Below are 19,298 nucleotides of genomic sequence, written 5' to 3' on the forward strand. Positions count from 1 at the left end.
GCGCCCGGAAACGGGATTGAGGGGCGCGCGCCGGTAACGGCTGCGCGCGGTTTTTGCGAGAAATAGGTGCGTCATGATCCAGATGCAGACCAATCTCGACGTCGCGGACAATTCCGGTGCGCGTCGCGTCATGTGCATCAAGGTGCTTGGCGGCTCGAAGCGTAAGTATGCCCATGTCGGCGACATCATCGTGGTGTCGGTGAAGGAAGCTATTCCGCGCGGCCGTGTTAAGAAGGGCGACGTGATGAAGGCGGTCGTGGTTCGCACGGCCAAGGACATCCGTCGCGTCGATGGCACCGTGATCCGGTTCGACCGCAATGCGGCCGTCCTGATCAACAACAACAAAGAGCCGGTCGGCACGCGTATCTTCGGGCCGGTTCCGCGCGAACTTCGTGCGAAGAACCACATGAAGATCATCTCGCTGGCACCGGAGGTGCTGTGATGGCTGCCAAGATCAAGAAGGGCGACAAGGTCGTCGTACTCGCCGGTCGCGACAAGGGTCGCTCGGGCGAGGTGTTCGAGGTGCTTCCGAAGGAAGGTACTGCCAAGGTGCGCGGTATCAACCTGGTGAAGCGTCACCAGCGGCAGACGCAGACCCAGGAAGGCGGGATCATCTCCAAGGAGGCTCCCATCGACCTGTCGAACATCGCGATTGCCGATCCGAAGGATGGCAAGCCGACCCGCGTCGGTTTCCTTGTGCAGGCTGATGGCACCAAGGTGCGCGTCGCCAAGCGCTCGGGGGAGAAGATCGATGGCTGAGACCAACTACACGCCGCGGATGAAGGCTTTCTACGAGGAAAGCATCCGCAAGCAGATGGTCGAGCAGTTCGGCTACAAGAACGTCATGGAAGTGCCGGTCATCGAGAAGATCGTCATCAACATGGGCGTTGGCGAAGCGACCGCCGATACCAAGAAGGTGCAGACCGCCGCCGGCGACCTCGCGCTCATCGCCGGCCAGAAGCCGGTCGTGACCCGCGCCCGCCAGGCGATCTCGAACTTCAAGCTGCGCGAGAACCAGCCGGTCGGCGCGAAGGTCACCCTGCGCAAGACGCGTATGTACGAGTTCGTTGATCGGCTCGTGAACATCGCTCTTCCCCGCGTGCGTGACTTCCGCGGCCTGAACCCCAAGAGCTTTGACGGCCGTGGCAACTTCGCCCTCGGCATCAAGGAGCATATCGTGTTCCCGGAGATCAACTACGATAAGGTTGATCAGATGTGGGGCATGGACATCATCGTCTGCACGACGGCGAAGACGGACGACGAGGCGCGCGCGCTTCTGAAGGCCTTCAACTTCCCGTTCCGTCAGTAAGCATCCCCTTCCGGCAGTGGGGCTACGGCCCCAAACGCGGAGACTAGGAGCAAATTTATGGCCAAGAAGAGCTCGGTCGAAAAGAACGAACATCGCCGGAAGCTCGCCAAGAGCTACGCCGGCAAGCGTTCGCGTCTCAAGGCCCTGGTGAGCAACAAGGAACTGCCGATCGAGGAGCGCTTCGCCGCGGTCCTCAAGCTCGCGGAACTCCCGCGTAATTCGGCGAAGGTCCGCATCCGCAATCGTTGCGAGGTGACGGGCCGTCCGCGCGCTTACTATCGCAAGCTGAAGATGAGCCGTATCGCCCTTCGTGAGCTTGGCTCGCAAGGGCAGATCCCCGGCCTCGTGAAGTCGAGCTGGTGAGGAGGGCCTGACCATGTCCACGACTGATCCGATCGGTGATCTCATCACCCGCATCCGCAACGCTCAGATGCGCCGCAAGGAAACCGTGCTCACGCCCGGCTCCGTCCTGCGCGCCCGCGTTCTCGACGTGCTGGCCTCTGAAGGCTTCATCCGCGGCTATTCCGCGTCTGAGCCGGTCAATGGCCGCACCGAGTTCCAGATCGAGCTGAAGTACTATGACGGCGAGCCGGTGATCCGCGAGATTTCGCGCGTCTCCAAGCCGGGCCGCCGCGTCTACTCGTCGGTGAAGACCCTTCCCCGCGTCGCCAACGGTCTCGGCGTCGCTGTCGTCTCCACGCCCCAGGGTGTGATGGCGGACCACGAAGCCCGCGACAAGAACGTGGGCGGCGAAGTCCTCTTCACGGTCTTCTGATCGGGGAGGCAGAGAGAGCACATGTCCAAGATCGGCAAAGCCCCCATCACCGTCCCGGCCGGCGTCACCGCCACCGTGGAAGGTCAGACCGTCAAGGTGAAGGGCCCCAAGGGCGCCCTTCAGGTCAACGTCGTCGACGAGATCGACGTGAAGCTCGAGGCCGGGACGCTCCTGTTCGCGCTGCGTGGCGAGACCAACCGGCACAAGGCGATGTGGGGTCTGTCCCGCACGCTCGTCGCCAATGCCGTCGAAGGCGTGACCAAGGGCTTCGAGAAGAAGCTCGAGATCACCGGCGTCGGCTATCGCGCCGCTGTGCAGGGCAAGTCGCTCAGCCTGGCCCTCGGTTTCAGCCACGACGTGAACTATCCGATCCCGGAAGGGATCCAGATCGTCACGCCGAAGCCGACCGAGATCGTGATTTCCGGCATTGACCGCCAGCAGGTTGGTCAGGTCGCCGCCGAAATTCGCGATTATCGTGGCCCCGAGCCGTACAAGGGCAAGGGCGTCAAGTACGCTGGCGAATTCATCTTCCGCAAGGAAGGCAAGAAGAAGTAACGGAATCGAACCATGGCTCAGTTCAAGGACGCTACCGAGCGCCGCAAGGCGCGTGTCCGTCGTGCGATCCGCGCGACGGCGAACGGGCGGCCGCGCCTTTCGGTGCATCGTTCGTCGAAGCACATCTATGCGCAGATCATCGACGATGCGCGCGGCGTCACTCTCGCCGCCGCGTCTTCGCTCGAGAAGGATCTGCGGGACAGCCTGAAGACCGGCGCGGACGTCGCGGCGGCTCAGGCGATCGGCAAGCTCGTGGCGGAACGCGCCATTGCGGCCGGAGTGAAGGACGTCGTGTTTGACCGCGGCGCTTTCATTTATCACGGCCGTGTCAAGGCGCTCGCCGATGCCGCCCGCGAGGGCGGCCTCAACTTCTGAGATCACGAGCGGGATCCCCCGCAGAACGACGAGGATAAGATCATGGCTCGTGAACGTGAGCGTGAACGCGAGGATCGCGACAACACGTTCGTGGACAAGCTGGTCCACATCAACCGTGTCGCGAAGGTTGTGAAGGGTGGCCGTCGCTTCGGCTTCGCCGCCCTGGTTGTGGTCGGCGACCAGAAGGGTCGCGTCGGCTTCGGCCACGGTAAGGCCCGTGAAGTGCCGGAAGCCATCCGCAAGGCCACGGAAGCCGCCAAGCGCGCGCTGATCCGCGTGCCGCTGCGCGAGGGCCGGACCCTGCACCACGACGTGCATGGGCATCACGGCGCCGGCAAGGTGATCCTGCGTGCGGCTCCGGCCGGTACGGGCATCATCGCGGGCGGCCCGATGCGCGCTGTCTTCGAGACGCTCGGCATGCAGGACGTGGTGGCGAAGTCGTTCGGCTCGTCCAACCCGTACAACATGGTTCGGGCGACCTTCGATGCGCTGAAGAACCAGGACAGCCCGCGTCTGGTGGCTGCCCGCCGTAGCCTCAAGGTGTCGCAGCTTCAGTCGCGCCGTCGTGTCGACGACGCCGAAGCGACCGACTGACGCCCTGAAAGGTAGTGGAGCTTATCATGGCGAAGACCACCAATACGGTCACGGTCGAGCAGACCGGCAGCCCGATCCGCCGCCCCGGCGCGCAGCGGGCGACCCTCATCGGCCTCGGCCTCAACAAGCTCGGGCGTCGTTCGACGCTCGAAGACACCCCGGCGGTGCGTGGCATGATCTTCAAGGTTCGCCACCTCGTCCGCGTCGTCGAAGCGTGACGGCGTCGAAGGAGACAGGGCGATGAGCAACCTGAACGACATCAAGGACAATGCCGGCTCGCGCAAGAAGCGGATGCGCGTCGGTCGCGGCATCGGCTCCGGCAAGGGCAAGACCGGCGGTCGTGGCGTGAAGGGTCAGACCTCGCGCACCGGCGTCGCCATCAAGGGCTTCGAAGGCGGCCAGATGCCGATCCATCGTCGCCTGCCCAAGCGCGGCTTCCACAACATCTTCGCGCTGGATTGGAACGAGGTTTCCCTCGGCCGCATCCAGACCGCGCTCGATGCTGGCAAGCTCGACGCCAAGGCGACGATCACCCAGGCGGCGCTGGTCGAGGCGGGCGTTCTGCGCCGCGTCAAGGCGGGCGTGCGCGTGCTCGGTTCTGGCGAGCTGACGGCCAAGGTCACCCTCGAAGTGGCGCACGCCACCAAGTCGGCGGTCGAGGCAATCGAGAAGGCCGGCGGCAAGGTGACGCTTCTCGCGTCCAAGGCCGAGGCTGGCGAAACGGCGGCCTGACGCTTAAGTCAGGCCTACCGATCTTTTCAGGGCACAGTCGAGGGAGCGAAGCCCCATGGCCTCGGCAGCAGAACAGCTCGCGGCAAACCTCAATTTCGGTGCTCTGGCAAAAGCCGACGAACTCAAGAAGCGCATCTGGTTCACACTGGGTGCGCTTCTCGTGTATCGGCTGGGCACCTATATTCCGATGCCCGGGATCAATCCCGACGCGCTCGCGGACGTCTTCAAGACGGCGCAGCAGGGCATCATCGGCCTCTTCAACATGTTCTCGGGCGGCGCGGTCTCGCGCATGGCGATCTTCGCCCTGAACATCATGCCGTACATCTCCGCCTCCATCATCATTCAGCTCCTCACCACCGTCTCCCCGACGCTGGAAGCGCTGAAGAAGGAAGGCGAGGCGGGCCGCAAGACCATCAACCAGTACACGCGCTACCTCACCGTGGTGCTCGCCGTGTTCCAGTCCTACGGCATCGCCGTCGGCCTTGAAGGCTCGGGCGCGGTCGTGGCGGATCCCGGCTGGTTCTTCCGCATCTCGACCGTCATCACCCTCACGGGCGGCACGATGTTCCTGATGTGGCTGGGCGAGCAGATCACCTCGCGCGGCATCGGCAACGGCATCTCGCTGATCATCTTCGCCGGTATCGTGGCGGAGCTGCCCTCGGCGATCGCCAACACGCTGGAACTCGGCCGCCAGGGCGCGATCTCGACCGGCCTCGTGCTGGCGGTGATCCTGATGGCCGCCGCGGTCATCATGTTCATCGTGTTCATGGAGCGGGCCCAGCGCCGGCTGCTGATCCAGTACCCGAAGCGCCAGGTTGGCAATAAGGTGTATGAGGGCCAGTCCTCGCACCTGCCGCTGAAGCTGAACACCTCGGGTGTCATCCCGCCGATCTTCGCCTCCTCGCTGCTGCTCATCCCGACCACGGTCGCGAGCTTCATGCAGGGGCAGGGGCCCGGCTGGCTGACCACGGTGACCACGCTCATCGGTCACGGCCAGCCGCTGTTCATGCTGCTCTATGTGCTGCTGATCGTGTTCTTCTGCTTCTTCTACACGGCCATCGTGTTCAATCCGGCGGAGACGGCGGACAATCTGAAGAAGCATGGCGGCTTCATCCCCGGCATCCGTCCGGGCGAGCGTACCGCCGAGTACATCGACTATGTGCTGACTCGCATCACCGTCATCGGTGCGGCTTACCTTGCGATCGTCTGCTTGTTCCCCGAGATTCTCATCTCGTACGCAGCGGTGCCCTTCTACTTCGGCGGCACCTCCCTGCTCATCGTGGTGAGCGTGACCATGGATACCGTGGCACAGGTTCAGGGGCACCTGCTGGCGCATCAATATGAGGGTCTGGTCAAGAAGGCCAAGCTCAAGGGGAAGCGTCGATGAGGTTGATACTGCTCGGACCGCCGGGTGCCGGCAAGGGCACCCAGGCGCAGCGCCTGGTGGCACGCTACGGCATCGTGCAGCTGTCCACGGGTGACATGCTGCGCGAGGCGGTTCGGGACGGCACGCCGATCGGCCTCAAGGCCAAGGCGGTGATGGATGCCGGCAAGCTGGTGTCCGATGACATCGTCATCGGCATCATCTCCGACCGAATCGACCAGGCGGACTGCGCCAACGGGTTCATCCTCGATGGCTTTCCGCGGACCGTCGCCCAGGCCGAGGCGCTCGACGGCATCCTTGCCGAGAAGGGCCTGAAGCTCGACGCCGTGATCGAGTTCAAGGTTGACCAGGACAAGCTGGTCGACCGCATCCTGCAGCGGGCGCGCGAGACCGCCGCCCGCGGGGAGCCGGTCCGCAAGGATGACGACCCGGAGATCTTCAAGACCCGGCTCGCCGCCTTCAATCGCGATACCGCGGTCGTCGCTCCCTACTATGCGGAGCGCGGCCTGCTCACGGCGGTTGATGGCATGAAGCCGATCGACGAGGTGTCCGAGGCTATCGCCGGGCTGCTCGAGACCGTCTAGATCATCCGTGCGGCTTGACAGGGCGAGTGAATCGCCCTATGAGCCGCGCTTCACTTAATCGGGTGCCGCGCATCGACATCATTCAGTGATGTCGCGCGGTCTCGTGCGTATCTCCGCAGGGGCCGGGCTCCACCGGACGCGGGGTCATCTTCCGGCTTGCCGGACTCACATGGAGAAGCCGTCGTGGCTCGTATTGCAGGCGTAAACATTCCGACCAACAAGCGCGTCATCATCGCGCTTCAGTACATTCACGGCATCGGCCCGAAGTTTGCGGCCGAGATCGTCGACAAGGTCGGCATCGCCGCCGACCGTCGCGTGAACCAGCTCTCCGACCAGGAAGTGCTGCAGATCCGCGAGACCATCGACCGCGACTACATTGTCGAGGGCGATCTGCGCCGTGAAGTGTCGATGAACATCAAGCGTCTGATGGATCTCGGCTGCTACCGTGGCCTGCGTCACCGTCGTGGCCTTCCGGTCCGCGGCCAGCGCACGCACACCAATGCCCGCACCCGCAAGGGTCCGGCCAAGCCGATCGCCGGCAAGAAGAAGTGATCGGGCGGGCTTCGGCCCGCCTTTTCGTGCCGGCGCGCCCGCGCGCCGGTCGTTTCGTTTGTACATTGTCCCGAGCGCCTGGAATAACGGGCGCGCCTGAAGGATCCGAGGTCCATGGCCAAAGAAGCTACCCGCGTTAAGCGCCGCGAGCGCAAGAACATCGCCTCCGGCGTCGCGCATGTGAACGCGTCGTTCAACAACACCATGATCACGATCACCGACGCCCAGGGCAACACGATTTCGTGGTCCTCGGCCGGTGCCATGGGCTTCAAGGGTTCGCGCAAGTCCACGCCGTATGCGGCGCAGGTTGCCGCCGAAGATTGCGCCCGCAAGGCTGCCGAGCACGGCATGCGCACCATCGAGGTCGAGGTGTCGGGCCCCGGTTCGGGTCGCGAGTCGGCTCTGCGCGCCTTCCAGGCCGCCGGGTTCACCGTGACGTCGATCCGCGACGTGACCCCGATCCCGCACAATGGTTGCCGTCCGCGCAAGCGTCGGCGCGTCTGACGCTGTTTAACTGCGGCGGCGCGTCCCGCGCCGCAACAGCCGCTGCGTTTGGCATTCCCTCCCGGTGTTGGCCGGGGATGGTGTCGGCGGGTTGAATTCCCGAGGCACTGTCGAAAGCAAGGGTGACGTCGTGATTCAGAAGAATTGGCAAGAGCTGATCAAGCCCGAGAAGCTCGAAGTTTTGGTCGGCAGCGATCCGAAACGCCTTGCGACCGTGGTCGCCGAGCCGCTGGAGCGTGGCTTCGGCCTGACGCTCGGCAATGCGCTGCGTCGCATCCTGCTCTCCTCGCTGCAGGGCGCTGCGGTCACCTCCGTGCACATTGACGGCGTGCTCCACGAGTTCTCGTCGATCCCCGGCGTGCGCGAGGACGTGACCGACATCGTGCTCAACATCAAGGACATCGCCATCAAGATGGCGGGCGATGGTCCCAAGCGCATGGTGGTGAAGAAGCAGGGTCCGGGCATCGTCACCGCCGGTGACATCCAGACCGTCGGCGACGTGCAGGTGCTGAACCCCGAGCTGGTTCTGTGCACGCTGGACGACGGCGCCGAGATCCGCATGGAGTTCACGGTCGACACCGGCAAGGGCTATGTTGCCGCCGACCGCAACCGCCCCGAGGACGCGCCGATCGGTCTCATTCCGGTCGACAGCCTGTACTCGCCGGTGAAGAAGGTCTCCTACAAGGTCGAGAACACCCGTGAGGGTCAGATCCTCGACTATGACAAGCTGACCCTGACGATCGAGACCAACGGCTCGGTCGCTCCCGAGGACGCGCTGGCTTACGCCGCCCGCATCCTGCAGGACCAGCTCGAGATCTTCGTGAACTTCGAGGAGCCCAAGCGCGAGGCCGAGAGCCCCGCGATGCAGGAGCTGCCCTTCAACCCGGCGCTGCTGAAGAAGGTGGACGAGCTCGAACTCTCCGTCCGCTCCGCGAACTGCCTGAAGAACGACAACATCGTCTATATCGGCGACCTGATCCAGAAGACCGAGGCGGAGATGCTCCGTACCCCGAACTTCGGCCGCAAGTCGCTGAACGAGATCAAGGAAGTGCTCGCCAGCATGGGCCTGCATCTCGGCATGGAAGTGCCGGGCTGGCCGCCGGAGAACATCGAGGATCTCGCCAAGCGGTTCGAAGATCACTACTGAGCCACGTCTACTTCGTCTTTTACGCGGCGTTCGAGCCGTCACATTCACCCTTCGGCTCGAAAGCCGCCGTACGACAGGATACTCGCCATGAACCACGGCAAAGCCTATCGCCGGTTCAACCGGACCGCAGAGCACCGCAAGGCCATGTTTGCCAATATGGCCCAGGCGCTCATCACCCACGAGCAGATCGTCACCACCCTGCCCAAGGCGAAGGATCTTCGCCCGGTGGTGGAGAAGCTGATCACCCTCGGCAAGCGCGGCGGCCTCCATGCCCGCCGTCAGGCGATCGCGGAAGTTCGCGACGTCGCCGTCGTGCGCAAGCTCTTCGACGTCATCGGCCCGCGCTACAAGGAGCGCAACGGCGGCTACACCCGCATCATCAAGGCGGGCTTCCGCCACGGTGATTCGGCCGCCATCGCCGTGATCGAGCTGGTCGACCGCGACGAGAGCGCCAAGGGCGCCGCCGACCTCGCCCGCCACGAGGCGGCCAAGGCTGAGAACGCCGCGGCCTGAGCCCGGCTTTTTCCAGCGACACGATCGGGGCGGCTTCGGCCGCCCTTTTCTTTTGCGCGGCGGGCGCACGCGCCTACCCTTTTTCCGCCGCCTCGGGAGGGCTATATCTCGGGTCATGATGCGCACCCGCTCTCTCCTTCTCGCCAGCTTGTTTCTCGCCGCCAGTCTCGGGCCGATGCACGCGCAGGTGCCGGCGGGATCGCCCGCCGCCGCGCAGCCGGCGCCGCCCATGCCGATGCCGGTTCAGCCGGCTGGGCCGCGCGTGCCGGCCTCGCGCGCCGAGATCGGGCTGAGCTTCGCCCCCGTGGTGGCGAAGACGGCGCCGGCCATCGTCAATGTCTACGCGATGCGCGCGGTCCAGACCCGGCGCGGCGCCTCGCTGCTCGAAGACCCGTTCTTCCGCCGCTTCTTCGGCGCGCCGGACGGGCCGGGCTTCGGTGGCCCGAGCGAGCGCATCCAGCGGGCGCTGGGGTCGGGCGTGATCGTCGATCCCTCAGGCCTCGTCGTCACCAATAACCACGTCATCGAGGGGGCCGACGAGGTCCGCGTGGCGCTGGCCGACAAGCGCGAATTCGACGCCGAGATCCTGCTGCGCGACCCGCGCACCGATCTCGCCGTGCTGAAGCTCAAGGGCGGGAAGGGGGCTTTCCCCTCCGTCGTTCTGGGCTCGTCGGATGATCTGCTGGTCGGCGACATCGTGCTCGCCATCGGCAACCCGTTCGGTGTCGGCCAGACGGTGACGCAGGGCATCGTCTCGGCGCTCGCCCGCACGCAGGTCGGGATCACCGACTACCAGTTCTTCATCCAGACCGACGCGGCGATCAATCCCGGCAATTCCGGTGGCGCGCTGGTGGATGGCGCGGGCCGCGTGGTCGGCATCAACACCGCGATCTTCTCCCGGTCCGGCGGCTCGCAGGGCATCGGCTTCGCCATTCCCGCCGACATGGTGCGCGTCGTGCTGCAATCGGCGCTGAGCGGGGGCACCTCGGTGCGCCGCCCGTGGCTCGGCGCGACGCTGCAGTCGGTCAATCAGGACATCGCCGACAGCCTCGATCTCGCCCGTCCCGTTGGCTCGCTGGTGCAGACCGTGCGACCGGGCAGCCCGGCGGAAAAGGGCGGCCTGCGCGTCGGCGACCTCATTGTCGGCGTCGCCGGTCAGGAAGTCGACGACCCCGATGCCTTCGGCTACCGCTTCGCCACCCGCCCGCTCGGTGGCAGCGTGGCGGTAACGGTCGTCCGTCAGGGCAAGGAGCTGACCCTGCAGATCCCGCTCCAGCCGGCGCCCGAGAGCACGCCGCGCGAGGAGGTGACGGTGACCAACCGCTCGCCGCTCGGCGGCGCCACGGTGGTGAACCTGTCGCCCGCCGTCGCCGAGGAGTTGCGCACTGTCGAGGCGGAAAGTGGCGTCGTCGTGCTGGCGATCGTCGACGGCTCGCCGGCGGAGATGACCAATCTGCGCGCGGGCGATGTGATCCTTGAGGTGAACGGCGTGAAGATCACCCGCACGGCCGATCTGGTGCGGGTCACCGGCCAGCCGGCGCGGGTGTGGCGCATCACCCTCCAGCGCGGCGGGCGCACGCTCACCGCCATGCTGCCGGGTTGACGGCGTTGAGCGATCTCTTTGGCGCCGGCGGTCTGGACTCCTCGGTGCCCCGTCCCCTCGCGGACCGGCTGCGCCCGCAGAACCTTGCCGAGGTCGTCGGCCAGGAGCACCTCACCGGCCCCGACGGCCTGCTCACCCGGCTCGCCGGCGGGCGGTCCTTCGGTTCGCTGATCTTCTGGGGCCCGCCCGGCACCGGCAAGACCACCGTCGCCCGGCTGATTGCCCGGCAGACCGACCTGCATTTCGAGCAGATCTCTGCCATCTTCACCGGCGTCGCCGAGCTGAAAAAGGTGTTCGAGGCCGCGCGCGGCCGGCGCGCCGTGGGGCAGGGGACGCTGCTCTTCGTCGACGAGATCCACCGCTTCAACCGCGCCCAGCAGGACAGCTTCCTGCCCGTGATGGAAGACGGCACGATCACGCTGATCGGCGCCACCACGGAAAACCCATCCTTCGAGCTGAACGCCGCGCTTCTGTCCCGCGCGCGCGTGCTGGTGTTCAAGTCGCTCGACCCCGAGGCCATCGAGCGCCTGCTGCAGCGCGCCGAGGCGATCGAGGGGCGGCGCCTGCCGCTCCAGCCGGAGGCCCGCACCGCGCTCGCCGGCATGGCGGATGGCGACGGGCGCTATCTGCTCGGCCTGGTCGAGGAACTGCTTGCGCTGGCCGACGGCGCGGACCTCGACGTCGCCGCCCTGTCCGAGACGGTGCAGAAGCGCGCGCCGATCTACGACAAGGGGCAGGACGAGCACTACAATCTGCTGAGCTGTTTCCATAAGAGCCTGCGCGGTTCGGACGTGAACGCCGCCATGTACTGGGCCGCGCGCATGATCGTCGGCGGCGAGGATCCGGGCACCGTGTTCCGCCGCCTGTGCTGCGCCGCGTCCGAGGATGTCGGCATGGCCGACCCGCAGGCCATGCCCATGGTGGTGGCCGCCTGGACCGCCTTTGACCGCGTCGGCTGGCCGGAGGGCCGTCTGTTCCTCGCCCAGGCCATCGCCTATGTGGCGACCGCTCCCAAATCGAACGCCGCCTACGCGGCCTTCAACGCGGCCATGTCCCTGGCGCAAAAGACCGGATCGCTCGCGCCGCCGAAATCTATCCTGAACGCACCGACGAAGCTGATGAAGGATCTCGGCTACCACGCCGGCTATCGCTACGATCACGATTATCCGGATGCGTATGCCGGGCAGGAGTTCTTCCCCGACGAGCTGGCGGGCGAGCGCCGGCCGGAGCTGTACCAGCCGAATGAGCGCGGTTTCGAGCGCGAGGTGAAGAAGCGGCTGGATTACTGGGCGCGGCTGCGTGCCGAGCGCCAAAGTCGCTGAGAAACAGGCCGCGGACAGGAGCGAGGTTAGGCCGGCATGAACAGCATGGTGATGATCTTCATCGGGGCAGGCATCGGCGGCGTGCTGCGCAACGCCGTCAACATGCTGGCGATGCGCCTGTTCGGGATGCATTTTCCCATCGGCACCATGGCGATCAACATCGTCGGCTCCTTCGTGATCGGTCTCGTCGCCGGCTGGCTCACCTTTCGCGCCGAATGGGCGTGGAGCTATCACGCGCGCGTCTTCATCATCACCGGCATTCTCGGTGGCTTCACCACCTTCTCCTCCTTCTCGCTCGACACCGCCCTGCTGGTGGAGCGCGGCGAGATGGGGCTGGCGGCGCTCTATGTTGGCGGCTCGGTCGCCCTTTCCCTCGTCGCGGTGTTCGGCGGTCTGACCATCATGCGCGCTCTCGCGTGACGGCGGGCCTTGTCTCGGCTATGTGCTGGGGCAAGGAGAATTTCCACATGGCCGTAGAAACACGCCTCGTCGACCGCGACGAAGAGGGAATGCGGCTCGACCGCTGGTTCAAGACGCATTTTCCGGACCTGTCGTTCGGGCATCTGCAGAAGCTGCTGCGCGGCGGGCAGATCCGCGTCGATGGCGGCCGGGTGAAGACCAATAGCCGCCTGTCCGCCGGGCAGAGCGTCCGCATCCCGCCGCTCGACGAGAAGCCCAAGCTTTCCGCCGCCGATTTCCTGGACGCGCAGGAAGGCAAAGCCCCCCTGCGCGAGCGGGCGGCCCCCGGTGAGCGGGCGGAAGGCTCTGGCGAGCGGGCCGAGCCCTCCACTTCGCTCGCGGCGCCGGCCGTCAGACGCGCCAGTTCGGATGACAAGGACGCCGTCGCGCTCCGCCAGATGACGCTGTATGAGGACCGCGACGTTCTCGTGCTGAACAAGCCCTTTGGGCTGGCGGTTCAGGGTGGCTCCGGCACCTACCGCCATGTCGATGGCATGCTGGAGGCGCTGCGCGGCGATGATGGGCAGAAGCCGCGTCTTGTGCACCGCATCGACAAGGACACGTCCGGCATCCTGCTGGTCGCCAAGACCCGCCTGTCGGCCTCGACGCTCGCCAAGACCTTCCGCTCCCGTTCGGCTCGCAAGGTCTATTGGGCGCTGGTGCCCGGCGTGCCGCGCCCGGCGCAGGGGCGCATCTCGACCTATCTGGCCAAGGATGAGGCGGCCGAGCGCATGCGCGTCGCCCGCCACGGCGATGACGAGGCGAGCCACGCCATCTCGTATTACGCCGTCGTCGACCATGCGGCGCAGAAGATGGCCTGGCTGTCGATGAAGCCCGTGACCGGCCGGACGCACCAGCTGCGCGCCCATGCGGCGCATATCGGCCACCCGATTGTCGGCGATCCGAAATATTTCGATATTGAGAACTGGCCGCTGCCGGGCGGGTTGCAGAACCGCCTGCACCTGCTGGCGCGCCGCCTTGTCATCCCGCACCCGCGCGGCGACAAGCTGATCGATGTCTCGGCACCGCTGCCCCCGCACATGCAGCAAAGCTGGAGCGTGCTCGGATTCGACGCGACTCAGTACGATCCCATCGTCGAGGCGCCGGAGTCCTGACACTTCGGTCCGGCCCTACGGGGCCGTTCCCGGGCACCATGCTGCACTGCAACGTGTCCCCCGTGCAACGCTTGTGCAGGAAGTGCACATACGGACGACCTAATACCGTACCGCCCCATAGTCGTGGCATGGTTATCGCCTGTATCCTTCGTGCTAGTTGCAAATCATCGCTGTCTCGGCGCTAGAGCCGTTCGAAATCGCCCGTAACGATACGCCGACTGATGCGGAAAGTCGGTGGTCTGATGGGCGTGCGGCCTTGCTGACGAGGCGGTAGTGCCCATGAGTTGCCGGCTGTGGGGGACAGTCATCAATGAGCGAGATCGGAACTTTTTACGAGCTCTCCGAACGCACATCCGGTGAGGGGCGGAAGGACCGCGCGCGCTCGCGGGCGCTGTTGAGCCGCCATCGCAATCTCCTGCGTCTCAGCCTCATGCTGGGTGCTGTCGTCGCGGACATCGTGACGATTGCCCTGTCGGGTATTCTGGGCGGCGTGATCCGTCACGGTGATCTGTCGCCGAGTGAATGGGACCGGACGCTGGCGCTGCTTGCCCCGTCCTTCCTTCTCGCGGCGATCGCCCTGCGGGCCTACAACGTCCGCACGCTGCGCTCCTACAGCCGGTCGATCCTTCGGGTGCTCACGGCGCTGGTCATCGCCGCGGCCATCAGCTTCAGCGCTACCTTCGCGATGAAGGTCAGCGCCGAACTCTCCCGCCTTGAAGTCGGCTACACCCTGCTGCTCGCGGCCCTGCTGCTGGCCCTCATGCGGGCGGTCGGCGTCAGCATGATCCGCAAGCTGTTCTTCTCCGTGGTCGAGCCGCGCATCGTGGTCCTGACCGACGGTGTCGGCATGGAGCGTCGCACCGGCAACATGATGACCATGATGGTCAATGTGCGGAAGCACAACATCGTGCCGGCGCTGAGTGACCCGATGTTCTTCGACCGGGTGAGCCGCACTGTGCGTGACGCCGACCGGGTGGTACTGGCCTTCTCGGACGCCGACGAGCGGCTGAAATGGGCCGAGGCGATGCGCCTTAGCGGGCTCGACGCGGAAATCATCGCCGATCTCGGCGACGTGCAGCCGCTGGCGATCTCGCACTGGCAGAATCACACCACGCTGGTGATCTCGCGCGGGCCGATGAAGCTCGGCGAGCGACTGCTCAAGCGCGCCTTCGACCTCGCCGTTACCAGCGCCATGCTGCTGGTCGTCGGTCCGGTGATCGCCGTCTGCGCCGTTCTGGTGAAGCTCGACTCGCCCGGCCCGGCCTTCTTTGTGCAGGAGCGGGTGGGGCGCAACAATCGGACCTATCGCTGCTTCAAGCTGCGCACCATGCGGACCGACCTGCTCGACACGACCGGCAGCGTATCGGCCTCCCGCGGCGATCCGCGCGTGACCCGCGTCGGCAACTTCCTGCGCCGCACCAGCCTCGATGAGCTGCCGCAGCTCTTCAACGTGCTGAACGGCGATATGAGCCTCGTCGGCCCGCGCCCGCACGCGCTCGGCTCGCGGGCGGAGGGGGCGCTGTTCTGGGAACTGATCCCGGATTACTGGAGCCGCCACACCATGAAGCCGGGCGTGACCGGGCTCGCTCAGGTGCGTGGCTATCGCGGTGCCACCCATAGCCGTGTCGACATCGAGCGCCGCGTGGCGGCCGATCTCGAATACATCAATGGCTGGTCGCTCTGGCTCGACATCAAGATCCTCATCATGACGATAAAGGTCGCCGTTCACCACAACGCCTATTGAGCGCGCGCCCGCGCAGGTGCGCCAGGCTCTTCAGTGTGGCGCCGCCGCTCTTGCGGCGAAAGGGCCTCACCTGTTGCGCCGCCGCTCTGGCGGCGGAAGGTTCGTGACGTGTTGCGCCGCCGCTCCGGCGGCGGAAGGTTCGTGACGTGTTGCGCCGCCGCTCTGGCGGCGCTTGGGCGAACGGGGTAGCTAGGCGCGGGTTCGTTCCGCGCGCCGGAGTTGCCATGCGCCGCCTTGCCACGCTTGTCCTCGTCACCACCCTCGCGGCACTCCCCGCGCTGCCCGCTCTCGCGGCCACCGCCTGCGAGGGGCGCCTCGGCACGTCGCGCGTGATGGAGGTGCAGGCGGCTGGCCTGCAGGTCGGCACCAAGCATTTCCCGCAGACGCTCGATCTCGCCGAGGGCGAGGTGGTGCTGACCTTCGACGACGGCCCGCATCCCGGCACGACCGAGACGGTGCTGCGCGCGCTGGCCAAGGAATGCGTGCGGGCGACCTTCTTCCTCGTCGGGCGGGCGGCGGCGGCGCATCCCGAGATGGTGCGCCGGATCATCGCCGAGGGTCACACGGTCGGCCATCACAGCCAGACCCACCCGATGACGCTGGCGGATCTGCCCTTCGACAAGGCGGTCGCCGACATTGAGAAGGGGTTCGCCTCGGTCGACAAGGCGGCCTATGGCGCCGCCGGGCCGCATCCCCGCGTGCCGTTCTTCCGCTTCCCCGGCTTCGGCTCCTCGCCGGCTCTGCTGGACTATCTGGCCAAGCGCGGGGTGGGGGTGTTCGGGGCGGATCTCTGGGCGGGGGACTGGAACCCGATGACGCCCGAGCAGCAACTCGAGCTCACCATGACCCGGCTCGACCATGAGCGGCGCGGCATCATTCTGTTTCACGACACGCGGGCGCAGACCGCCAAGATGATTCCCGCCTTCCTCACCGCGCTGCGGGAGAAGGGCTACCATGTCGTGCATATCGTCCCGGCCGGCGTGGCGACGGCCGTCGCGCCGAACTGAGCGGGGAGGGGCGGGGCGCTGGCGCGAGGATGGCGCCCCGAAGGTCGGCCGGAAGCACCGACGGCGACCCGAAGGTCCAGCCAGAAACAACAACGGCGACCCGAAGGTCCAGCCAGAAACAACAACGGCGACCCGAAGGTCGCCGTGCGTCAGACTCAGAATGTAAGCACCATTCTGAGAGAATGGTGCGGTCGAGAGGACTCGAACCTCCACGGTGTTACCCACTGCCACCTCAAGGCAGCGCGTCTACCAATTCCGCCACGACCGCATCGCCCGGAGCCGGCTGGACGCTGTGAAGCGCTGGCCGGCGGGAGCGGGGCATCGTCTAACAGATCGATTGAGGGTCCACAAGAGCCGCGCGCCGGGCTGTGGACAGAGTTGCGCCGCGCGCACCGATGGCAGGTGGACAGGCGGGGAGACAGATGCGCGCGGAATGATTATCTCTGCGCCATGGACGCGACCACCAGCCCCGCCACCTCCGCCCGCGACGACCTTGCCGCCCGGCTTCTGCCGCAGCCCGGCAGCCCGCCCGTGCGCTGGCGGGTGACCCCCGGCTTGACCGACTATGCTGAGGCGCTGGCGGAGATGGACCGCCTCGCCGCCGCCATCGCCGGCGGGGAGGAGGACGAGCTGGTCTGGCTCATCGAGCATCCCCCGCTCTACACCGCCGGCACCAGCGCGCGCCTGGAGGATCTCGTCGATCCCGACCGCTTCCCGATCCATCCGGCCGGGCGGGGCGGGCAGTACACTTATCACGGCCCCGGCCAGCGCGTGGCCTATGTGATGCTCGACCTCAAGCGCCGCACGCCGGATGTGCGCCGCTACGTCGCCGCGCTGGAAGAATGGCTGATCCGCGCACTCGACGCCTTCAATGTGCGCGGCGAGCGCCGGGAGGACCGCGTGGGCGTGTGGGTGCGGCGCCCGGCGAGTGAGGAGGGCGAGGACAAGATCGCCGCCATCGGCATTCGCCTGCGCCGCTGGGTGACGATGCACGGCATCTCGCTCAATGTGGAACCGGACCTCACGCATTTCGACGGCATCGTGCCCTGCGGCGTGCGCGAGCATGGCGTGACCAGCCTCGTGGCGCTTGGCCGGCCGGTCGGCATGGACGATGTCGATCTCGCCCTGCGCCGCGAATTCGAGGCGATCTTCGGCCCCACCGTCGCCGTCTGAAGCGCGCTACACCGTCGGCCACACCTCGAATCCGTCCCCGCCGTCGTCCGGCGCCTCGCTGACCTCGATCCGGTCGACCCGCGCTGTCGGCGGGCCCCGGTGAGCGGCGGCGACCATCGCGTCGATAACGTCCGTCTCGCCGCGCAGCAGCGCTTCCACCGTGCCCTCGCGCCGGTTGCGCACCCAGCCCGTGAGCCCGCGCCGGCGCGCCTCGGCGGCGAACCAGGCGCGGTAGCCGACGCCCTGCACGCGCCCGCCGATGAGAAGTCGCACCGCCTTCATCGCCGTCATGAGACCTGACCTGTTGCCGGGGCACCACGCGCGCGCGGCATCGCTCGCACGCGACAGTGATCGGTTTGCCTTCCCGTAGGATGCTTCATAAGAACGGTTCACGTCACCCCATCCGAATCCGGCCGGAGAGCGGCATGCGCGAAGAGACCGATCTCGCCGCCTCCCGCTCGGGGCGCGGCCCGGAGCCGGAGGTCGATCCCATCGACGTGCCCGGCTTCGTCGAGGCCATCGTTGGCGCCATCGACGCGGGCGACGCCGATGTGCTGCGCGGTCTCGTCGCGGACCTGCATGAATCCGATGTGGCGCGCCTGCTCGAGGCGCTGCCGGCGTCCGAGCGGCCCCGCCTGATCGAACTGCTCGGCGCGGATTTCGACTTCACCGCGCTGACCGAGCTGGACGAGACCGTCCGCGTCCAGATTCTTCAGGGGCTGTCGACGCAGACCGTCGTCGAGGGCATGCGCGACCTCGATTCCGACGACGCGGTCTACATCCTCGAAGACCTCGACGACGACGAGAAGCAGGCGATTCTCGCCCAGCTGCCGATCCCGGATCGGGCGACCCTGCAGCGCAGCCTCGACTATCCCGAGGAAAGCGCCGGCCGGCGCATGCAGACCGAGTTCATCGCCCTGCCGCCCTTCTGGACGGTCGGCCAGGCGCTGGACTATATCGGCGAGACCGAGGGGCTGCCGGAGACCTTCTTCGAAGTCTTCGTGGTCGATCCGTCCTACCGCCTCAGCGGCTCGGTCCCACTCGACCGCCTGCTGCGCACCAAGCGCGGGGTAAAGCTCGGCGAGGTGCTGACGCCCGACCGCCATGTGGTGAACGTCACGGACGATCAGGAGGGTGTGGCCCGCGTCTTCGAGCGCTACAACCTCATCTCCGCGCCGGTGGTGGACAGCGGCGGCCGTCTCGTCGGTGTGCTCACCGTCGACGACATCGTCGACGTGATCCAGGAAGAGGCGGATGAGGATCTGAAGGCGCTCGGCGGCGTCGCCAGCGACGAAGAGCTGTCCGACAGTTTCTGGTACATCGCGCGCAGCCGCTTCACCTGGCTGTTCCTGAACCTGATCGCGGCCAATCTTGCCTCCTTCGTCATCTCCCTGTTCGAGGGGGAGTTGCAGAAGATGGTGGCGCTGGCGGTGCTTATGCCGATCGTCGCCAGCCAGGGCGGCAATGCCGGTACGCAGACCATGACAGTCGCCGTGCGGGCACTGGCCACGCGCGAGCTTCGGCCGAGCAATGCTGGCCGCATCATCGGCCGCGAGCTTCTCGTCGGGCTGTTCAACGGCGTGGTCTTCGCCGTCATCATGGCGGTCGTGGTCTTCGCCCGCTTCGGCGTGCTTGATCTCGGCTTCGTCATCGCCCTCGCCATGATCATCAATCTGGTGGCGGCCGCGCTGGGCGGCATTCTCATTCCGCTGGCGCTGGACCGCCTGAAGGTGGATCCTGCCGTCTCATCCGGGCCCTTTGTCACCACCATTACCGATGTGGTGGGCTTTTTTGCATTCCTCGGCATCGCTTCGCTCTGGTTCGCCTGATGCCGATTGTTTAAAAATTCGA

At 66.4% G+C, this 19,298-nt stretch carries 25 protein-coding genes and 1 tRNA gene; 24 read left to right on the forward strand and 2 right to left on the reverse strand.

Annotated features, from left to right (window positions below):
- Positions 1–73 precede the first annotated feature (73 nt).
- From rplN to AncyloWKF20_RS03565, 22 genes are all read left to right on the forward strand, one after another.
- Positions 74–442 (forward strand): 50S ribosomal protein L14, encoded by a 369-nt coding sequence (gene rplN, locus AncyloWKF20_RS03460; protein ID WP_163073307.1) that lies wholly within the window; start codon positions 74–76, stop codon positions 440–442.
- Complete coding sequence (rplX, locus tag AncyloWKF20_RS03465) at positions 442–759, forward strand: 50S ribosomal protein L24 (RefSeq protein ID WP_279316544.1); 318 nt, start codon at positions 442–444, stop codon at positions 757–759. Before rplN ends, rplX begins: the two co-directional genes overlap by 1 nt.
- On the forward strand, positions 752–1,309 hold the full coding sequence (rplE, locus tag AncyloWKF20_RS03470) for a 50S ribosomal protein L5 (RefSeq protein ID WP_267582827.1): 558 nt from the start codon (positions 752–754) through the stop codon (positions 1,307–1,309). Before rplX ends, rplE begins: the two co-directional genes overlap by 8 nt.
- Positions 1,310–1,366: 57 nt before the next feature.
- Positions 1,367–1,672, forward strand: a complete 306-nt coding sequence (gene rpsN, locus AncyloWKF20_RS03475; RefSeq protein ID WP_267582826.1) for a 30S ribosomal protein S14 — start codon at positions 1,367–1,369, stop codon at positions 1,670–1,672.
- Positions 1,673–1,685: 13 nt separating this feature from the next.
- Complete coding sequence (gene rpsH, locus AncyloWKF20_RS03480) at positions 1,686–2,084, forward strand: 30S ribosomal protein S8 (RefSeq protein ID WP_267582825.1); 399 nt, start codon at positions 1,686–1,688, stop codon at positions 2,082–2,084.
- A gap of 21 nt (positions 2,085–2,105) precedes the next feature.
- The gene (gene rplF, locus AncyloWKF20_RS03485) at positions 2,106–2,639 is read left to right on the forward strand and encodes a 50S ribosomal protein L6 (RefSeq protein ID WP_279316545.1); all 534 of its coding nucleotides are present in this window, start codon (positions 2,106–2,108) and stop codon (positions 2,637–2,639) included.
- 12 nt (positions 2,640–2,651) lie between these two features.
- Positions 2,652–3,014 (forward strand): 50S ribosomal protein L18, encoded by a 363-nt coding sequence (rplR, locus tag AncyloWKF20_RS03490; protein WP_267582823.1) that lies wholly within the window; start codon positions 2,652–2,654, stop codon positions 3,012–3,014.
- A gap of 42 nt (positions 3,015–3,056) precedes the next feature.
- A complete protein-coding gene (gene rpsE, locus AncyloWKF20_RS03495; RefSeq protein WP_152301896.1) occupies positions 3,057–3,608 on the forward strand; it encodes a 30S ribosomal protein S5 in 552 nt (183 codons plus the stop codon).
- Positions 3,609–3,634: 26 nt separating this feature from the next.
- Entirely contained in the window at positions 3,635–3,826 is a 192-nt protein-coding gene (gene rpmD / locus AncyloWKF20_RS03500; RefSeq protein WP_267582822.1) for a 50S ribosomal protein L30, read from the forward strand.
- Between the two features lie 22 nt (positions 3,827–3,848).
- Positions 3,849–4,340 (forward strand): 50S ribosomal protein L15, encoded by a 492-nt coding sequence (gene rplO, locus AncyloWKF20_RS03505; RefSeq protein WP_279316546.1) that lies wholly within the window; start codon positions 3,849–3,851, stop codon positions 4,338–4,340.
- Positions 4,341–4,395: 55 nt separating this feature from the next.
- Positions 4,396–5,727 (forward strand): preprotein translocase subunit SecY, encoded by a 1,332-nt coding sequence (secY, locus tag AncyloWKF20_RS03510; RefSeq protein ID WP_267582820.1) that lies wholly within the window; start codon positions 4,396–4,398, stop codon positions 5,725–5,727.
- Positions 5,724–6,308, forward strand: coding sequence for an adenylate kinase (locus AncyloWKF20_RS03515; RefSeq protein ID WP_279316547.1), 585 nt, complete (start codon positions 5,724–5,726; stop codon positions 6,306–6,308). Before secY ends, AncyloWKF20_RS03515 begins: the two co-directional genes overlap by 4 nt.
- A 183-nt stretch (positions 6,309–6,491) precedes the next feature.
- Positions 6,492–6,860, forward strand: a complete 369-nt coding sequence (gene rpsM / locus AncyloWKF20_RS03520) for a 30S ribosomal protein S13 (RefSeq protein ID WP_279316548.1) — start codon at positions 6,492–6,494, stop codon at positions 6,858–6,860.
- A 114-nt stretch (positions 6,861–6,974) separates the two neighbouring features.
- A complete protein-coding gene (gene rpsK, locus AncyloWKF20_RS03525) occupies positions 6,975–7,364 on the forward strand; it encodes a 30S ribosomal protein S11 (protein WP_267582817.1) in 390 nt (129 codons plus the stop codon).
- Positions 7,365–7,455: 91 nt separating this feature from the next.
- Positions 7,456–8,511, forward strand: a complete 1,056-nt coding sequence (locus AncyloWKF20_RS03530) for a DNA-directed RNA polymerase subunit alpha (protein WP_279316549.1) — start codon at positions 7,456–7,458, stop codon at positions 8,509–8,511.
- Between the two features lie 87 nt (positions 8,512–8,598).
- Complete coding sequence (rplQ, locus tag AncyloWKF20_RS03535; RefSeq protein ID WP_279316550.1) at positions 8,599–9,024, forward strand: 50S ribosomal protein L17; 426 nt, start codon at positions 8,599–8,601, stop codon at positions 9,022–9,024.
- Between the two features lie 229 nt (positions 9,025–9,253).
- The gene (locus AncyloWKF20_RS03540; RefSeq protein WP_279317867.1) at positions 9,254–10,627 is read left to right on the forward strand and encodes a DegQ family serine endoprotease; all 1,374 of its coding nucleotides are present in this window, start codon (positions 9,254–9,256) and stop codon (positions 10,625–10,627) included.
- Positions 10,628–10,632: 5 nt separating this feature from the next.
- Positions 10,633–11,949: a replication-associated recombination protein A gene (locus tag AncyloWKF20_RS03545; RefSeq protein WP_279316551.1), complete on the forward strand. Its 1,317-nt coding sequence runs from the start codon at positions 10,633–10,635 to the stop codon at positions 11,947–11,949.
- A gap of 36 nt (positions 11,950–11,985) precedes the next feature.
- Complete coding sequence (gene crcB, locus AncyloWKF20_RS03550; RefSeq protein WP_279316552.1) at positions 11,986–12,369, forward strand: fluoride efflux transporter CrcB; 384 nt, start codon at positions 11,986–11,988, stop codon at positions 12,367–12,369.
- Positions 12,370–12,416: 47 nt separating this feature from the next.
- Positions 12,417–13,523: an RluA family pseudouridine synthase gene (locus tag AncyloWKF20_RS03555; RefSeq protein ID WP_279316553.1), complete on the forward strand. Its 1,107-nt coding sequence runs from the start codon at positions 12,417–12,419 to the stop codon at positions 13,521–13,523.
- 310 nt (positions 13,524–13,833) lie between these two features.
- The gene (locus AncyloWKF20_RS03560; protein ID WP_279316554.1) at positions 13,834–15,267 is read left to right on the forward strand and encodes an exopolysaccharide biosynthesis polyprenyl glycosylphosphotransferase; all 1,434 of its coding nucleotides are present in this window, start codon (positions 13,834–13,836) and stop codon (positions 15,265–15,267) included.
- A 224-nt stretch (positions 15,268–15,491) separates the two neighbouring features.
- Positions 15,492–16,274, forward strand: a complete 783-nt coding sequence (locus AncyloWKF20_RS03565; protein WP_279316555.1) for a polysaccharide deacetylase family protein — start codon at positions 15,492–15,494, stop codon at positions 16,272–16,274.
- Positions 16,275–16,457: 183 nt separating this feature from the next.
- Here AncyloWKF20_RS03565 and AncyloWKF20_RS03570 read toward each other — a convergent pair.
- Positions 16,458–16,542: transfer RNA gene (locus AncyloWKF20_RS03570), tRNA-Leu, on the reverse strand.
- Positions 16,543–16,724: 182 nt separating this feature from the next.
- Between AncyloWKF20_RS03570 and lipB the strand changes: the two genes are divergently transcribed.
- A complete protein-coding gene (lipB, locus tag AncyloWKF20_RS03575) occupies positions 16,725–17,447 on the forward strand; it encodes a lipoyl(octanoyl) transferase LipB (protein WP_279316556.1) in 723 nt (240 codons plus the stop codon).
- A gap of 6 nt (positions 17,448–17,453) precedes the next feature.
- Here lipB and AncyloWKF20_RS03580 read toward each other — a convergent pair whose 3' ends face one another.
- Positions 17,454–17,738: an acylphosphatase gene (locus AncyloWKF20_RS03580; RefSeq protein ID WP_279316557.1), complete on the reverse strand. Its 285-nt coding sequence runs from the start codon at positions 17,736–17,738 to the stop codon at positions 17,454–17,456.
- Positions 17,739–17,872: 134 nt separating this feature from the next.
- On the opposite strand from AncyloWKF20_RS03580, the gene mgtE reads away from it, so the two are divergent.
- The gene (gene mgtE / locus AncyloWKF20_RS03585; RefSeq protein WP_279316558.1) at positions 17,873–19,276 is read left to right on the forward strand and encodes a magnesium transporter; all 1,404 of its coding nucleotides are present in this window, start codon (positions 17,873–17,875) and stop codon (positions 19,274–19,276) included.
- Positions 19,277–19,298: the final 22 nt, after the last annotated feature.

This window comes from Ancylobacter sp. WKF20 (assembly GCF_029760895.1).
Lineage (GTDB): Bacteria > Pseudomonadota > Alphaproteobacteria > Rhizobiales > Xanthobacteraceae > Ancylobacter.

What these genes read in the sequence shown, in the direction of transcription:
- crcB (WP_279316552.1), top strand. Translation starts at nt 11,986, where the DNA reads ATGAACAGCATGGTGATGATCTTCATCGGGGCAGGCATCGGCGGCGTG.
- AncyloWKF20_RS03565 (WP_279316555.1), top strand. Translation starts at nt 15,492, where the DNA reads ATGCGCCGCCTTGCCACGCTTGTCCTCGTCACCACCCTCGCGGCACTC.
- rpsK (WP_267582817.1), top strand. Translation starts at nt 6,975, where the DNA reads ATGGCCAAAGAAGCTACCCGCGTTAAGCGCCGCGAGCGCAAGAACATC.
- rplF (WP_279316545.1), top strand. Translation starts at nt 2,106, where the DNA reads ATGTCCAAGATCGGCAAAGCCCCCATCACCGTCCCGGCCGGCGTCACC.
- AncyloWKF20_RS03560 (WP_279316554.1), top strand. Translation starts at nt 13,834, where the DNA reads ATGAGCGAGATCGGAACTTTTTACGAGCTCTCCGAACGCACATCCGGT.
- rplN (WP_163073307.1), top strand. Translation starts at nt 74, where the DNA reads ATGATCCAGATGCAGACCAATCTCGACGTCGCGGACAATTCCGGTGCG.
- AncyloWKF20_RS03540 (WP_279317867.1), top strand. Translation starts at nt 9,254, where the DNA reads ATGCCGATGCCGGTTCAGCCGGCTGGGCCGCGCGTGCCGGCCTCGCGC.
- lipB (WP_279316556.1), top strand. Translation starts at nt 16,725, where the DNA reads ATGGACGCGACCACCAGCCCCGCCACCTCCGCCCGCGACGACCTTGCC.
- AncyloWKF20_RS03555 (WP_279316553.1), top strand. Translation starts at nt 12,417, where the DNA reads ATGGCCGTAGAAACACGCCTCGTCGACCGCGACGAAGAGGGAATGCGG.
- rpsE (WP_152301896.1), top strand. Translation starts at nt 3,057, where the DNA reads ATGGCTCGTGAACGTGAGCGTGAACGCGAGGATCGCGACAACACGTTC.
- rplX (WP_279316544.1), top strand. Translation starts at nt 442, where the DNA reads ATGGCTGCCAAGATCAAGAAGGGCGACAAGGTCGTCGTACTCGCCGGT.
- AncyloWKF20_RS03580 (WP_279316557.1), bottom strand. Translation starts at nt 17,738, where the DNA reads ATGACGGCGATGAAGGCGGTGCGACTTCTCATCGGCGGGCGCGTGCAG.
- rpmD (WP_267582822.1), top strand. Translation starts at nt 3,635, where the DNA reads ATGGCGAAGACCACCAATACGGTCACGGTCGAGCAGACCGGCAGCCCG.
- rplO (WP_279316546.1), top strand. Translation starts at nt 3,849, where the DNA reads ATGAGCAACCTGAACGACATCAAGGACAATGCCGGCTCGCGCAAGAAG.
- secY (WP_267582820.1), top strand. Translation starts at nt 4,396, where the DNA reads ATGGCCTCGGCAGCAGAACAGCTCGCGGCAAACCTCAATTTCGGTGCT.
- rplE (WP_267582827.1), top strand. Translation starts at nt 752, where the DNA reads ATGGCTGAGACCAACTACACGCCGCGGATGAAGGCTTTCTACGAGGAA.
- rpsH (WP_267582825.1), top strand. Translation starts at nt 1,686, where the DNA reads ATGTCCACGACTGATCCGATCGGTGATCTCATCACCCGCATCCGCAAC.
- rplQ (WP_279316550.1), top strand. Translation starts at nt 8,599, where the DNA reads ATGAACCACGGCAAAGCCTATCGCCGGTTCAACCGGACCGCAGAGCAC.
- mgtE (WP_279316558.1), top strand. Translation starts at nt 17,873, where the DNA reads ATGCGCGAAGAGACCGATCTCGCCGCCTCCCGCTCGGGGCGCGGCCCG.
- rplR (WP_267582823.1), top strand. Translation starts at nt 2,652, where the DNA reads ATGGCTCAGTTCAAGGACGCTACCGAGCGCCGCAAGGCGCGTGTCCGT.
- AncyloWKF20_RS03515 (WP_279316547.1), top strand. Translation starts at nt 5,724, where the DNA reads ATGAGGTTGATACTGCTCGGACCGCCGGGTGCCGGCAAGGGCACCCAG.
- rpsN (WP_267582826.1), top strand. Translation starts at nt 1,367, where the DNA reads ATGGCCAAGAAGAGCTCGGTCGAAAAGAACGAACATCGCCGGAAGCTC.